Source organism: Streptomyces sp. NPDC050997 (genome assembly GCF_040660135.1).
Classification (GTDB): Bacteria; Actinomycetota; Actinomycetes; order Streptomycetales; family Streptomycetaceae; genus Streptomyces.
This window is the reverse complement of sequence record NZ_JBFAGK010000028.1, coordinates 88,119-102,657: the sequence shown is the minus strand read 5'-3', so window position 1 is coordinate 102,657 and position 14,539 is coordinate 88,119. Positions and strand designations below refer to the sequence as shown.

The following is a 14,539-nucleotide window of genomic DNA, read 5'->3' as shown; positions in this document are numbered from 1 at the left end:
AACGATCTGTGGGAAGCCCTGAGGACAGCCGCATGAGACTTGGTAAACCGACCGTGTCCGTCATCATCCCCAACTACAACTACGAGAAGACACTTCCGGCGTGCCTGGACGCGGTCTTCGCCCAGACCCTCCAGCCGCTGGAGGTCATCGTCGTCGACGACGCCAGCACGGACCGCTCACGGGAGATCATCCGGACCTATCCGTGCAGGCTGATCGTGAACCCCGGCAACAGCGGTGTCTCAGCGGTCCGCAACCGCGGCGCCGCCGAGAGCCGAGGCGACATCCTCTTCTTCGTCGATTCCGATGTGGCCCTCGCACCCGACGCGCTGGAGAACGCGGTCCGGATCCTCACCGAGGATCCCGATTGCGGGTTCGTACACGGCGTTCCGGCTGCGGAGCCGCTCTTCGACGACGGCCCCGTCGAGCGCTACCGGGTGCTGCACGCCCACTACTTCCACCGTCGCAGCGTCGGCGTCGTGGCCTCGGCCTTCTTCGCACTGGGCGCCGTCCGACGCGAGGTCTTCGAAGCGGTCGGCCCGCTGAACGAGCGGCTGCGCGACTCGGAGGACCTGGAATACAGCAACCGGCTCCACGGCCGCTGCCGCGTCCGCCTGACGGACACCATCACCGGTCGACACGACGACGCCGACAGCCTGCGCGGCCTGCTCCGGGAACAGGCCAGGCGGGCACAGCTCCTGATCCCGTTCGCGGCGGCGCACCGGGCACAGAAGAACGCGGTGCGGGCACACAGCATGGTCGGTGTGCTCGCGGTCGCCGCGACGGTGGCGACGCTGCCCCTGATAGCGCTGCTCCCGGCCGTTCCGCTGCTGTTCCTCCTGGTCGCCATCGCCTCCGACCCCGGCCTCTCCCGCTTCGTACTGCGCCAGCGGGGCCCCGCGTTCCTCGCCTACTTCACCGGGGTTCATTTCCTGGTCCAGCTGTCGATCGTCCTGGGCGCCGCCTGGGGCGGACTGCGGCTGCTGACGGACCGTGGATTCGGTCGTCCGGATGCCGGCCGGGTCGGGCCCGCCACCGAGGCATCCGCGCGATGACGGCTACCGAGACTCCGCCGGGGATTCGGGCACCGGAGCGCGGTATCCGCCGCAACGTGCTGTCCGGCGCGTTCTTCCTGGCGGTGCTGGCCGGACTGTGGCTGTCGCTGCACGACCGGATCGGCGCGTTCGCGGACCTCGCGTTGCGCCCCCGGTCCCTCCCGTACCTTGTCGCCGCCTTCGCCGCCAATGCCGTGGGAATGCTGATCTCTCTCATGACATGGCGGTCTCTCCTGGTCGGCCTCCGCCCTGTGGTGGACCTCCGCGTCGCCGCCCGGATCTACTTCACGTCATTTCTCGGCAAGTTCGTGCCCGGCCGGGTCTGGGGCCTTCTCGCCCAGCTCCGCCTGGGCAAAGAAGCCGGCTTCTCGGCGTCGGCCATGTCCGGGGTCTTCCTGCTCAATCTTGCGGTCGGCACACTGACCGGGCTCGCCCTGGGCCTGGTCTGTGGTCCGGGACTGCTCGGTGGCCAGGGGTGGTTGCTGCTGCTGCCGGCCTGCGCCGTGGGCGTACTGCTCGTCCGTCCGGAACTGCTCACCTCGATGCTGAGGGTGGCGGCCCGGCTGGTCCGCAGGAATGCGCCCACCAGCACGGCGACCGCGGCGGGAATGCGCCGGAGCATGGTGGCGGCCACCGTCTCCTGGCTGGTCTCCGGGCTTCACCTGTGGTCGCTGGCGGTCCTGTTCGGTGCCGATCCGCTCCGGTCGCTGCCGCTGTGCGTCGGTGGGTTCGCGATGGCTACCGCCATCAGCAGCCTGGCAGTCGTCCTGCCGGACGGCTGGGGCGCCCGCGAGGCGATCCTCATGGTGGTGCTCTCCAGCGTGCTGCCCTGGTCGGCCGCGGGAGCCGTCGCTGTGGCGAGCCGCATCATCTGCACCGCGAGTGAGGTCATCGTCGCCGGGGGCGTGCTGCTGCTCGCCCGTCGGCCGCGCCCCACCCGGACGCATGATTCCCCTTCCCGGACAGCTTCCGTACCGCACGACGACTCAAGGACGGCGAAATCATGACCGATCTGTTGTCCATCGACGACACCCAGGCCCTGACGGCGAAGCAAGTGCAAGACCTGTACCGGCGCCATGTCAACCGGAGCCAGGTATCCCTGATGACGTCCTTCGGGTTCGGCAGAGAACTGGTCGACCATGCCGAGGGCGCCTACCTCTACCAGCGCGACGGCCGCCGCATCCTCGACTTCACCGGCGGCGTCGGCGTGCTGAGCCACGGACACAACCACCCGCGCATCCTGGCCGCGCGCCGGCGGTTTCAGGAGGAGCAGCGGATGGAGGTGCACAAGACCTACTTCTCCCCCTATGTGGCGGCACTCGGCCACAACCTGGCGCAGCTCCTCCCGGACGACCTCAACATGTCCTTCTTCCCGAACTCCGGCGCGGAGGCGGTGGAGGGCGCCGTGAAGCTCGCGTACAAGTACCACAACGGCTCCCGCAAGCGGATCCTGCGCGCCGACAACGCGTTCCACGGGAAGCTGCTCGGCTCGGGAAGCCTCACCGGGCAGGCGCAGGAGACGTTCCGGTTCCCCGGCATCCAGGGAGTGGTCTCCTACCCGTACGGCGACCTCGACGCGATCCGCCAGGAAGTCGCCAAGTCCCGTAAGGGGAAAGGCGAGTGCGACGTCTACGCGATTCTCGTCGAGCCGTTCAGCGCCTCCACCATGCAGTGGTGCTCGGAGGAGTTCCTCCGTGGACTGCGCGCGCTGTGCACGGAAGAGGACATCGTCCTGATCTTCGACGAGATCTACACCGGCTGGGGAAAGACCGGCAGCCTCTTCTACTTCATGCGTTACCCGGGCCTCGTACCGGACGTGGTGACGACCTCGAAGTCATTCGGCGGCGGCAAGTCGTCCATCTCGGCCTACGTCGCCCGGGAACCCGTCTTCCGCCGTGCCTACGACAATATGATGGACGCCCTGCTCCAGAGCACGAGCACCACGTACTACGGATTCGGCGAGGAGACGGCCACCGCCATCGAAGCGATCAACATCGTGGTGGAGGACGACTACCCCGCGCGAGCCCGTGCCATCGAGCGGGTCCTCGCCCCGGGACTGGAGCGCATCGCGAAGGAGCACTCCGAGACCGTGGTCGACGTACGCGGGGCCGGCGCGCTGCACGGCGTCTTCCTGCGGGAGGGTCCAAGGACCCTGGAACTGGCGACCAAGCTGGTACCCGGCGGGATGACCCGTGATCCCCGGTTCCTCACCAAGCTGATCACCTCGTCGGTGGTGAACGCGCTGTACCGCGACCACGACATCTACGCGTACTACACGCTCAACGGGCGCAATCCGCTGGTAGCCGCTCCACCGCTGATCGTGGAGCAGCCCGAGGTCGAGCGGTTCCTTGAAGCGCTGGACAAGACGCTGGCCAAGGGGCTCCCGCGGCTGCTCACCAAGTTCGTTCAGGAGAAGGTGTCGTCGCTGTGGTGATGAACGTCGTGGTGACGGGCGGGGCCGGGATGCTGGGTTCCACCCTGATCGGCAAGCTGCTGGACGAGGGACACCACGTGCACTGTGTGGACGTCCGCGAACCCGACCCCGCTCACTTCACCGCCTCCCGCGCGGGCGGCGGACGGCCGGACGAACTCGACATCACCGTCGCGGACGTCCGGGACGGCGCGGCGATGAAGAGGGCGCTCACGGACGCCGACGCGGTGGTGCACTGCGCTGCCGCGCTGCCCAGCTATCCGACCGAGCAGATACGTTCGATCATCGTGGACGGCACCCGGACCATGCTCACGGCCGCTGCCTCGAACCGGGTCCCCCGGTTCGTCCAGATCTCGTCGACCGCGGTCTACGGACTGCCCAAGGTCGTGCCGACCACCGAGGAGTACCCCCGCCGGCCGGTGGACACGTACAGCGCCGCCAAGGCCGAGGCCGAGGAGGTCTGCGAGAGATTCCGCGGCGGTGAAATGTGCCTGCCGATCCTGCGCCCCAAGACCTTCCTCGGGCCGGGCCGGATGGGTTTGTTCGCGATGCTCTTCGAGTGGGCGGAGGAAGGCCGCAACTTCCCCGTTCTGGGCCGGGGCGATGTCCGCATCCAGATGTTCGACGTGAACGACCTCGTCGACGCCGTGATCACCACGCTGCACGCCCCACCCGAACAGGCGGACGACACCTTCAACCTCGGCGCGACCACCTTCGGCACGCTGCGGGAGGACTTCCAGGCCGTGCTCGACGCCGCCGGTCATGGCCGACGGGTTGTGCCGATCCCGGGCCGGCCCGCTGTGTCCGCGCTGCGCCTGCTGGAGCGGACCGGTCTCTCCCCCGTCTACGGCCGTCTGCTGAACAAACTCCTCGACGACTCCTTCGTCAGCACCGACCGCGCCCGGGAACGGCTGGGCTTCGACCCGCGATACTCCAACGAGGAGTCCATCCTCCGTACCTACGCGTGGTGGCGCGAGCAGCGGCAGCGGTCCGCGAACACCGCCGGACGCCGACCCGCGACCGGCGGTACCACAAGCGTCGAACCTTGGCGGCAAGGGGCGCTCTCCCTCGCCAAGGTCTTCTTCCGGCCGCCTACCCGAAAGAGGACCCATGCCTGATCAGCAGCCCCTGGTGTCGGTCATCGTGCCGAACTACAACTACGCCAAGTCCCTGCCCCTGTGCCTCAAGGCGATCCAGGACCAGGACTATCCCTCGATCGAGATCGTCCTGATCGACGACTGCAGCACCGACGACTCCGTGGTCGTCGCGGCGGCCCTCGGGGTCGAGGCCGTCAGCACCGGTACGAACGGCGGTGTCTCGGTGGCCCGCAACCTGGGTGCCGCGCGCGCCCGCGGGGAGATCCTGCTCTTCGTCGACTCCGACGTGGCCCTCGCCCCCGACGCCGTGACGCAGGCGGTCCGCCTGTTGCTTGCCACCCCGGACCTGGGAGCGGTCTGCGGGATCTACGACCCGGACCCGCTCATCAGGGACAGCCGCATGGAGGAGTACCGCTGCCTCCAGCAGTACTACGCGCTGGTCAGCTCCGAAGGGCGGATCAGTACCGTCCACACCAACACCTTCGCCATCCGGGCGGACGTCTTCGCCGAGCTGGACGGGTTCAATCCCCAGCTCCGCCACACCGAGGACCAGGACTTCGGACTGCGCCTCGCGATGCGCTACGGGGCACTGAGCACCTCGGCCGTGGTGGGCCGGCACGACAACGACGACACGCTGCGGCTGGTGCTCCGCAAGGTCTACCAGCGCATCTACCTCGCCATGCCGCTGTACCTGCGGCGGCGCGGCCTCCCCGGCGGCTACGCCTCAGGCCCCCGCGCCTGGGCGAGCGCGGTGTGCCTGCTGTCCGTCGCCACGCTGCTGCTGCCGCTCCTGCTGGGCGCGGCCTGGGCGGTCGTACCGGTGCTGGTGCTGGGCACAGGGCTCGCGTGCGACACCGGCCTGTACCGCTGCGTCGTCCGGCACAAGGGGTGGGGCTTCCTCGGGTACTTCATGGCGGTCAACTTCGTGGTGAACCTCACCGTGGCCGTGGGGGTCATCGCGGGCGGCCTGCGGTGTCTGTTCTCCCGCCGGTTCCGTGAGGTCTACGACGCCGCCCTGGGCTCGGGGGTGAGCGCGCCCGCATGACGACGCTCGACGCCGTTCTGATCACCGGTGCCGTCGGGGCGCTGCTCTTCCAGGTGGTGGACCGGCTGCTGACCAACCGATGGTGGTGGTGGGCGACGACGGACGTACTGCCACCGCCCGTCCATGTCCTGGTCCCCGGAGCGCTGTTGGCGGGCGCCTCGGCCACGAGTGGCGGTCCGCGCTGGTGGACCGCCACCCTCGCGGCGGCGGCGCTCGTGCTGGGGATGAGGCATTCCGGACTGGCGCCGCGGGCAGCGCTCAACAACCGCCGCGCCACCGGATCGGCGGGAGGCGTCCGCGTCGTGTGCTGGAACACCCAGCACTGGGACGAGAGCGTCGACACCGAGGACTTCTACGCCTTCCTTCGGCGGCTCGACGCCGACATCTACCTCCTCCAGGAGCACATTTACGACGCAGGCGTGCACGCTCCGCCGATCCCGGTGGACTTCCGCGCGCGCCTGGCTCGTGAGTTCCCCGGCTACCACGTCCTGGTACGGGGGCAGTTCGTCACACTCTCGCGTTTCCCCGCCGTCGCGACACCCGACATCGGGGCTCCCGAGGTGTTCCGGGCGGACCTGCGCATCGATTCCCTGCCCGGCTCACCGGTGCTGTCCACGTACAACGTGCACCTTCCGGTGCACGTGTTCCTGGAGAACCCCCTCCGGCTCGGGCTCTACCGGGAGATCAGGGAACGGGTGCTCAGCCGGAACCGCCAGCTGGACCGGTTGATCGCAGACGTCCGCGACAACGAGTGTCCGGCGCTCATCGCCGGCGACTTCAACCTCAGCCGCTCGCTGGGTGACATCGAGCGGCTGTCGGCCGTGGCCGAGGACGCCCTGCGGGCGTGCCGGTCGCTCTACCCCGTCAGCTGGCACCGGGGTGCGGCCTGGCTACGGTGGTGGCGGCTCGACCTCGCTTTCACCACCCGTGGTGCGAGGGCGGAGCACTATCACTTCCGCGACCCTCAGGGACTCTCGGACCACGCCGTCCAGGAACTGGTCATCGACGTCCGCAAGGACACCTGAACCGACCGGCCCGTACAACGTCCGCCGAGAGCAGGGGGCGCGGCACTCCCTCCAGGATGCCGCGCCCCCCGCCGCTGCCGGAAGCCGCGGTCAGACCCCCTCCACCGCGGGCAGCTTCCCGGTCCGCGCCACCTCCGCGTACCAGCGCGCACTCGACTTCGGCGTCCTCTCGAGCGTGGCGTAGTCGACGTACACGATGCCGAACCGCTTCTCGTAGCCGTACGACCACTCGAAGTTGTCCATCAGGGACCACTGGTAGTAGCCGCGGACGTCCGCGCCGTCGGCGATGGCGCGGCGGACCGCCGACAGGTGGCCGTGCAGGTAGGCGATCCGCTCCGGGTCGTGGACGCGGCCGTCCGGGTCGGGCTTGTCGTCGTAGGCCGCGCCGTTCTCGGTGACGTACAGCGGCAGGCCGGGCGCCTCACGTGTGTAACGCATGAGCAGCTCGTGCAGACCCGTCGGGTCGATCGTCCAGCCCATCTGCGTCTGCTCGCCGGGCGTCTGGTGGAACATCACGTCGTCCGTGCCCGGCCAGGGCGAGTACGCGCTCTCCCCGTGCCCGTCCGCGCGCGGGCTGCTGGACTCGGGGTCCGCCGCCGACACCAGCGCCGGCGTGTAGTAGTTCAGCCCCAGCGAGTCCAGCGGCTGGTTGATCAGCACCAGGTCGCCCTCCACGATGCACGACCAGTCCGTGATCTTTTCGGTCGCCTTCAGCAGCGTCTCGGGATAGGCGCCGTGCAGCATCGGGCCGTGGAAGACGCCGTTGGCCAAGTCGTCGATCTTGCGGGCTGCCGCAAGGTCCGCCGGGTCCTGCGACACGGGGCGCACCGCCGAGGAGTTGAGGCTCACCGCGATCGAGTTGCGGGCCGGCATCACCGACCGCAGAGCGGACGTGCCCAGGCCGTGGGCCAGGTTCAGGTGGTGGGCGGCCTTCAGGGACGCCTCCGGGTCCGTACGGCCCGGGGCGTGTACTCCCGAGGCGTAGCCCAGGAACGCGCTGCACCAGGGCTCGTTGAGCGTCATCCAGTGCTCCACGCGGTCGCCGAGCGCCTCGCCGACCAGCTGTGCGTAGTCGGCGAACCGGTACGCCGTGTCGCGCTCCGGCCACCCGCCCGCGTCCTCCAGGTCCTGCGGGAGGTCCCAGTGGTAGAGGGTCACGGTCGGCTTGATGCCGTGGGACAGCAGTTCGTCGACGAGGCGACGGTAGAAGTCCAGACCGACCTGCGCGGCCGGGCCGCGGCCCGTCGGCTGCACCCGCGACCAGGAGATGGAGAAGCGGTAGGCGTCCAGGCCCAGCTCCGCCATCAGCGCCACGTCCTCGGGATAGCGACGGTAGTGGTCGACAGCGATGTCACCGTGGTCGCCGTCGAAGGTCTTGCCCGGCGTATGGCTGAAGGTGTCCCAGATCGACGGGGTGCGACTGCCCTCCCGCACTGCCCCCTCGATCTGGTAAGCGGAGGTCGACGCGCCCCAGAGGAAGGTGGAGGGAAAGGTCACCGGCGTCGTGGGTTCAGGCATGGAAGCGCTCCCATCGGTGGTCGTTCAGACCGTTGGAGGAAGGGGGAGGAGGAAAACCGGGGTGAGGCGGCGGTGACCCGCCCCGGCAGCACGGGGACCGAGGCGAGCTGATCCGCCGTCAGCCCTTGACGGCACCTTGCATGATGCCGCCCACGATCTGCTTGCCGAAGATCGCGAAGACGAGCAGCAGCGGCAGTGTGCCCAGCAGCGCACCGGCCATGATCAGGGACTGGTCGGGGGTGTAGCCGCGTCCCAGGCCGGCGATCGCGACCTGAACGGTCGGGTTGCCCATCTGGGTCAGCACGAGGAACGGCCACAGGAAGTCGTTCCAGGTCTGTACGAACGTCAGCATCCCCAGCACGGCCATCGCGGGCCTCGCCGCCGGGAACACCACGTGCCACACCACCCGCCAGCTGCTCGCGCCGTCCACGCGGGCGGCTTCGATGATCTCGTCCGGCAGCGCCTGGACCAGGTACTGGCGCATGAAGAACACGCCGAACGCGCTCACCAGCGAGGGAAAGATCACCGCTTGCAACTGGTCGGTCCAGTCCAGCTTCGCGACCATCATGTACATGGGGATCACGCTGAGCTGGGGCGGCACCATCATCGTGCCGATCACGATCAGCATCAGGGCGTTGCGGCCCTTGAACCGCAGCTTGGCGAAGGCGAACCCCGCGATCGTCGACAGGACGACGATGGTCACCGCCGAGATCCCCGCCACGATGGTGGTGTTGAGGAACGCCTCACCGAGGTTGGCTTCCTTCCAGGCCACCTCGAGCTTGTCGAAGAGGCCCGAACCGAACCAGAACGGCGGCGGGGACTGCGCCAGCCGGTTGTTGTCGCGGGAGGCGGCGATCGCCGTCCACACCAGCGGGAACAGCGAGCCGATGGTGAACAGGGCCAGGATCGCGTACCCGATCGGCCCGGCGTGCAACTGCCCGCCCGCCCGTGCGGACTTGGGGCGCCGGGAGCGCTTCGGCGGTGCGGGCACCGCGTCGGCCGGGGGTTTCGTCACAGTCGTCGACACGGCCGGAACTCCTTAATGACTGGCGCGCAGCCGGCGCGAGATGACGTAGTTGACGATCCCGACCACTATGAGGATGAGGAACATCATCCAGGCGATCGCCGAGGCCCGCCCCAGGTGCTGGTTCACCCAGCCCTGCTCGTACAGGTACAGGCCCAGTGTCTGGAACTGGTGCTCGGCGCCGCCGGAGGCACTCTTGGTCGCGTCGAACAGCAGCGGCTCGCCGAAGACCTGACTGGCCCCGATCGTCGACACGACACAGGTGAACAGGATCGTCGGCCGCAGCGACGGCAGCGTCACGTGGAAGAACTGCTGCCAGCGGCTGGCCCCGTCCAGGGCCGCCGACTCGTACAGGTCGTGCGGGATGGCCTGCATGGCGGCGAGGTAGATCAGCGCGTTGTAGCCGGTCCACCGCCAGATGATGATCGTCGAGACGGCGAGCTGCGACCACCACTTGTCGTTCTGCCAGTCGACGGGGTCGATGCCGACCTCGTGCAGCACCCAGTTGATCATTCCGTAGTCGCGGCCGAAGAGCAGCACGAACACCAGCGAGGCGGCGGCGATCGAGGTCGCGTACGGAGCGAGCATCACGACCCGGAAGAAGATCGAGGCGCGCAGCTTGTAGTTGAGGATGTGGGCGATGCCCATCGCCATCAGCAACTGCGGAACGGTGGCGATGATGCCGATGGTGAGGGTGTTCTTCGCAGCGTTCCAGAAGAAGTCGTCCTCGAAGATGCGGGTGTAGTTGCGCAGCCCCACCCAGCTCATGTCGGTGGGCGCCGTCAGTTCCACCTGGTGCAGCGACGCCCAGCCCGTGTAGAGAAGCGGGAACAGGCCGAACGCGATGAACAGCAGGAAGAACGGCGAGACGAAGGCATACGGGCTCCAGCGCACGTCCCGCTGCCAGCGCCGGGACAGCCGGGCCCGCTTCTTCGCCGAGCCCGCGGGCCCGGCGTCGGGAAGCGCGCGGGCCGGGGCCGCGCCCCCCTCCTTGCCGGGGGGCGCGGCGGTGTCGTGCCGGGTGGCCATACCGGTCACTTCTCCAGGTTGTTGTCGATGGTCTTGGTGGCCGTCTCCCACGCCTCCTCGGGCGACTTGCCCTTGGTGACCAGGACGAGACCGTTGTCGTTCAGGCTCGACCCGATGACCTGGTCCTTGGGACCGACGATCTGAACGGGGGTCGTCTTCGCCGCCGCGGCGAAGATCTCGCCGATCGGCGCGTCACCGGTCATCTCGTTCTTCGCGTCCAGCACCTGGGGCATGGTGTACGTGGCCGGTGCGCTCGGGAAGCCGCCCTGCACCTTGAACAGCTTCGCCTGCTGCTCCGGAGCGGTCAGCCAGGCGGCCAGCTTCGTGGCCTCCTTCACGTTCTTGCCGCTCTTCGGAACGGAAAGGAAGGCGCCGCCCCAGTTGCCGGACTTGGGCGCGACGGCCACGTCCCACTTGCCCTTGGCCTCCGGCTTCGAATGTTCCTTGAGCGTGCCGAGCATCCATGGCGGGCAGGCGATCGCGGCGAACTTGCTGTTGGCGACCGTGGTGTTCCAGTCCGGCTGGAACTGGGTCTGGGCGCCGACCAGTCCGTCCTCGGCGGCCCTCGCGGTCTGCATGAAGGACTGCTTGACGACCGGGTTGGTCTTGTAGATGACCTTGCCGGACTCGTCGTAGTACCTGACCTTCTCGCTGCCGAGGATGGCGCTCATCAGGCCGCCGGGGGAGTCCATGAAAGTGGTGCCCTTGGGGGCGTTCTTCTGGTAGTCCTCGCCGACGTCGATCAGCTTGTTCCAGTCGCCGGCCCACAGCTTCGCCAGCTCTTCGCGGTCGGTCGGCAGCCCGGCTTCCTTGAAGAGGTCCTTGCGGTAGCAGATCGCCACCGGCCCCACGTCGGTGCCGAGGCCGATCGTCCGGCCGTCCTTCGTGGTGGCCTGCTGCCACTTCCAGTCCAGCCAGTCGCTCGACTTCACGCCCGGCGCCTTCGAGAGGTCCTCGAGCTTGTCCCCCTGGGTGCTCACCACCTCGGCGATGTTGCCGACCTCGACGGCCTGGATGTCCATCAGGCCCGCGCTGGTGGTGAGGTGGTTGACGAGCGCCGGGTAGTAGTTCTCGTTCCGCTGGGTGACGTTCTCCTCGATCTTGATGCCCGGGTTGAGCTTCTCGTACTCCGAGAAGAGGCCGGCCTCTTTGAATCCGAAGGTGCCGAAGAGTCCCAGTTTGACGACGGTCTTGCCCTTGTCGTCCCCGGACGAACTGCTTTTGTCGCCACCGTCGTCGGCGCAGCCGGCCAGCAGCCCCGCGCTCATCGCGGCGCTCACCGCAAGGACCAATGTCCTGTTGGCGGTGCGGCGGGTCCTGCCCCCTCTCGAGTCCAGCCGAGAGTGGCGGAGGGTACGTCCTCGCATTGCGTCCTCCTGTTGCCCTGACGTGCCGGCCCCCCGGCCAACTGCGTTGTCGGACCCGTTGTTTCATGCTGCGGCTCGGGTGGGGAACGTGCGGGTTGTGTATGAGTCAGGTACCGTGGGAGCGCTCCCACTGGTGATGTGTTGAAGGTTCGTCGACCCGGGCGGGGGTGTCAAGGGACCGGGGGCGGAGAGATGCGTTCAGTTATCGGGCTGTTAACTGGACCCGGGGGGAGCGGATCGGAAGCGGTCGGCATCACTCGGCCCGGTCGGCGTTCGAGGACCAGGACGTTCCGGGGGCGGCGAGCTCCCGTGACGGCCACACCGGTGAGCGGGACTGTTAAGTTCCAGGCCGGCGGCAAGACTACGGCGGGAGAGGCGGAGCCATGGGCCACGGAGCGAGGGGCCGGAGCGGTGGCCGGCCCACCCTCGAAGAGGTGGCGGCACGGGCGGGCGTCGGTCGCGGGACGGTCTCCCGGGTGATCAACGGTTCGCCCCGGGTCAGCGACGCCACCCGGGCGGCGGTGGAGGCGGCGGTCGCCGAACTGGGCTACGTACCCAACACGGCCGCCCGCGCCCTGGCCGCCAACCGCACCGACGCGATCGCCCTCGTCGTCCCCGAGCCGGAGACCCGGTTCTTCGCCGAACCGTACTTCTCGGACATGCTCAAGGGGGTCGGCGCCGAACTGTCCGACACGGAGATGCAGCTGCTGCTGATCTTCGCGGGCAGCGACCGGGAGCGGGCCCGCCTCGCCCAGTATCTGGCCGCGCACCGGGTCGACGGCGTCCTTCTGGTGTCGGTGCACGCCGACGACCCGCTGCCCGACCTGCTCTCCCAGCTGGAGATCCCGGCAGTGATCAGCGGCCCGAGATCGGCAGGGGAGACGCTGACGTCGGTCGACTCGGACAACTACGGCGGCGCCCGTTCGGCGGTCGAGCACCTGCTGGCCCGAGGCTCCCGGGTGGTCGCCCACATCACCGGCCGGCTCGATGTGTACGGCGCCCAGCGACGCGTCGACGGCTACCGCGACGCCCTGCGGGACGCCGGGCACGAGGCGGACGAGCGGCTGATCGAGCCCGGCGACTTCACCGAGGAGGGCGGCCGGCGCGCGATGACGAAGCTGCTGGCCCGCCGTCCCGACCTGGACGCGGTCTTCGCGGGCTCGGACGTGATGGCGGCCGGCGCCCGTCAGGTCCTGCGCGAGGAGGGTCACCGTATCCCCGACGACGTGGCGCTCGTCGGTTACGACGACTCGGCCATCGCCCGCCACATGGACCCGCCGCTGACCAGTGTGCGCCAGCCCATAGAGGAGATGGGCCGCAGGATGATCGACCTGCTGCTGACCGAGATCGCCGACCGTCGGCCGGCGGTCACCCGGGAGCTGGAGCGGCGCCAGGTGGTGCTGGCGACGGAGTTGGTGGCGCGGGCGTCGTCCTGACCGGGTCACTGCCGGTGCCACCGCCTGCGCGGTCGCCGTCGCGGCCGCTCGGTGCGGTGCGTGACGAACCAGGCGATGCCCAGGAGCACGTCCCCGGCCAGCCAGCAGAGGATCACGAGCCAGGCGCCGGCGGCCGACCCCGAGTCGTCGGCGCCCCGGCACAACTCCCCGACGCATCCCTTGCCCGCCGCGTCGAGGGCCACCACGAGCCACAGCAGCATGGCCAGGTTGAACGCGAGGAACACCCAGGTCACCAGCCGCCACCGGGGGTTGCGCCGGGCCAGCATGACGAGACTCCCAACATCACGAATGACTCATAACCTGACAATACGCCCGTACGATCCGGGTATGGCCGTGGGGAAAGCCGGCGGCACCCGCTCCCCTTCGAGACGGATGCGTCTCGCACGGCGTCCAACTCCCGGACGGCACACGCTGTTTCGCCAAGTCGGCCGCCACCGCGCCGCCCGCCGCCGGCTCGACCGTGCCTGGGCCTTCCATCGCTCGGTCCGGCATCCGGCGATCGTCCCGCAACCGCACCGGATCGCGCTACGGGACGGACGTACGGCGACGGTGATGCCCTGGCGCGAGGGCGGGCGGAGGTGGCGCTGGTCCTGGGCGATGACGAGCGCGCCTTCCGGGGTACGGCGGCACAGGCGGCGGTCGTCGAACGGGCCACCCGCCCGGATCCGGGCGAACGCTGCGCAAGCGAGGGCGAGTTGGCGACGGCGTCGCGGGGCGGCGGCTGCCTGAGAGGCCGTCGGATGCGGACGTCCCCTGGCGCCGTGCCTGCCGCGGCAGAAGGGTCCTAGTCGCCGCCCAGGACCAGCCGCCACCTCCGCTCGCCGTCCTGCTCCTCCTCGGTCGGTGTGAGGCCGGCCGCCGTGGCGACCGAGGCCGACGCGAGGTGGTCGGGGTGGATGTGGGCGACCACCGTCCGCACGGACCGACTCCCGAGCCACGCGACGAGCGCCCGCGCCGCCTCGGAGGCGAACCCGCGCCCCTGCCAGGGTGTCCCGACCACCCAGGCGATCTCGGCGGTGTGCCGACCCGCGTCTCCCCGTGTGATCGTCGCCTGGACCGTGCCCACGAGGCAGTCCTCCGTGCGCGGTCGCAGTACCCAGTTGCACCACGTGACGTCCTGGTCGGGCGATCCGGCGACCAACCGCTCGTAGCGGGTCCGCACGGCGTCGGGGGAGTGGGGTGTGCCGCCGATGAAGGTGTGCAGGGCCGGGTCGGACAGCGCGACGGCCATCTCCTCGGCGTGCTCGACCCGCAGGGGCAGGAGGTCGAGGCGGGGTGCGGAGAAGGGTTCGGCGGCCATGAGGGGCTCGGTCATCGGCTGGCCCTCTCCGAGGTCTGTGAGCAGTCCGGGCCGCCGGGACGCGGGCGCCGGGAACGACTTCAGCCGGGCGCGTTCAATGACGCTCGATGTCGCTGAATGCTGCCCACCGCCTCTCGTTCCCACGGGAACAAGGGGGTTCTGAGGCTATCCAGGGTGGGGGCCGGCTGAGTGCA

Annotated in this window: 13 protein-coding genes; 7 read left to right on the top strand and 6 right to left on the bottom strand. The window is 69.3% G+C overall.

Annotation, left to right across the window (positions count from 1 at the left end; all coding sequences use genetic code 11):
• Positions 1–32 precede the first annotated feature (32 nt).
• Genes AB0H86_RS39560 through AB0H86_RS39535 form a run of 6 tightly spaced genes read left to right on the top strand, consistent with a single transcriptional unit; the run spans position 33 to position 6,650 of the window.
• Entirely contained in the window at positions 33–1,052 is a 1,020-nt protein-coding gene (locus AB0H86_RS39560) for a glycosyltransferase family 2 protein (RefSeq protein WP_362450194.1), read from the top strand.
• Positions 1,049–2,059, top strand: coding sequence for a lysylphosphatidylglycerol synthase domain-containing protein (locus AB0H86_RS39555; RefSeq protein WP_362450192.1), 1,011 nt, complete (start codon positions 1,049–1,051; stop codon positions 2,057–2,059). The genes AB0H86_RS39560 and AB0H86_RS39555 overlap by 4 nt, the downstream gene beginning before the upstream one ends.
• Complete coding sequence (locus tag AB0H86_RS39550; RefSeq protein ID WP_362450189.1) at positions 2,056–3,486, top strand: aspartate aminotransferase family protein; 1,431 nt, start codon at positions 2,056–2,058, stop codon at positions 3,484–3,486. The genes AB0H86_RS39555 and AB0H86_RS39550 overlap by 4 nt, the downstream gene beginning before the upstream one ends.
• Entirely contained in the window at positions 3,486–4,601 is a 1,116-nt protein-coding gene (locus AB0H86_RS39545) for an NAD-dependent epimerase/dehydratase family protein (protein WP_362450221.1), read from the top strand. The genes AB0H86_RS39550 and AB0H86_RS39545 overlap by 1 nt, the downstream gene beginning before the upstream one ends.
• Positions 4,594–5,625 (top strand): glycosyltransferase family A protein, encoded by a 1,032-nt coding sequence (locus tag AB0H86_RS39540; protein ID WP_362450187.1) that lies wholly within the window; start codon positions 4,594–4,596, stop codon positions 5,623–5,625. Before AB0H86_RS39545 ends, AB0H86_RS39540 begins: the two co-directional genes overlap by 8 nt.
• Positions 5,622–6,650: an endonuclease/exonuclease/phosphatase family protein gene (locus AB0H86_RS39535; RefSeq protein WP_362450185.1), complete on the top strand. Its 1,029-nt coding sequence runs from the start codon at positions 5,622–5,624 to the stop codon at positions 6,648–6,650. Before AB0H86_RS39540 ends, AB0H86_RS39535 begins: the two co-directional genes overlap by 4 nt.
• A gap of 90 nt (positions 6,651–6,740) precedes the next feature.
• On the opposite strand, the gene AB0H86_RS39530 is transcribed toward AB0H86_RS39535, so the two are convergent.
• The 4 genes from AB0H86_RS39530 to AB0H86_RS39515 form a co-directional block, all read right to left on the bottom strand.
• Positions 6,741–8,168 carry a GH1 family beta-glucosidase gene (locus AB0H86_RS39530; RefSeq protein WP_362450182.1) on the bottom strand — a complete coding sequence of 476 codons (1,428 nt, stop codon included), beginning with the start codon at positions 8,166–8,168 and terminating at the stop codon, positions 6,741–6,743.
• A gap of 118 nt (positions 8,169–8,286) precedes the next feature.
• Positions 8,287–9,195 carry a carbohydrate ABC transporter permease gene (locus AB0H86_RS39525; protein ID WP_362450180.1) on the bottom strand — a complete coding sequence of 303 codons (909 nt, stop codon included), beginning with the start codon at positions 9,193–9,195 and terminating at the stop codon, positions 8,287–8,289.
• Between the two features lie 12 nt (positions 9,196–9,207).
• Complete coding sequence (locus tag AB0H86_RS39520; RefSeq protein WP_362450178.1) at positions 9,208–10,221, bottom strand: sugar ABC transporter permease; 1,014 nt, start codon at positions 10,219–10,221, stop codon at positions 9,208–9,210.
• 5 nt (positions 10,222–10,226) lie between these two features.
• Entirely contained in the window at positions 10,227–11,588 is a 1,362-nt protein-coding gene (locus AB0H86_RS39515) for an ABC transporter substrate-binding protein (RefSeq protein ID WP_362450175.1), read from the bottom strand.
• Positions 11,589–11,971: 383 nt separating this feature from the next.
• Here AB0H86_RS39515 and AB0H86_RS39510 point away from each other — a divergent pair, with 383 nt between their 5' ends.
• Positions 11,972–13,024 carry a LacI family DNA-binding transcriptional regulator gene (locus AB0H86_RS39510; protein ID WP_362450173.1) on the top strand — a complete coding sequence of 351 codons (1,053 nt, stop codon included), beginning with the start codon at positions 11,972–11,974 and terminating at the stop codon, positions 13,022–13,024.
• A gap of 5 nt (positions 13,025–13,029) precedes the next feature.
• Here the strand turns inward: AB0H86_RS39510 and AB0H86_RS39505 are convergent, their stop codons facing one another.
• Positions 13,030–13,311, bottom strand: coding sequence for a hypothetical protein (locus tag AB0H86_RS39505; protein ID WP_362450171.1), 282 nt, complete (start codon positions 13,309–13,311; stop codon positions 13,030–13,032).
• 518 nt (positions 13,312–13,829) lie between these two features.
• Positions 13,830–14,360, bottom strand: a complete 531-nt coding sequence (locus AB0H86_RS39500) for a GNAT family N-acetyltransferase (protein WP_362450168.1) — start codon at positions 14,358–14,360, stop codon at positions 13,830–13,832.
• Positions 14,361–14,539: the final 179 nt, after the last annotated feature.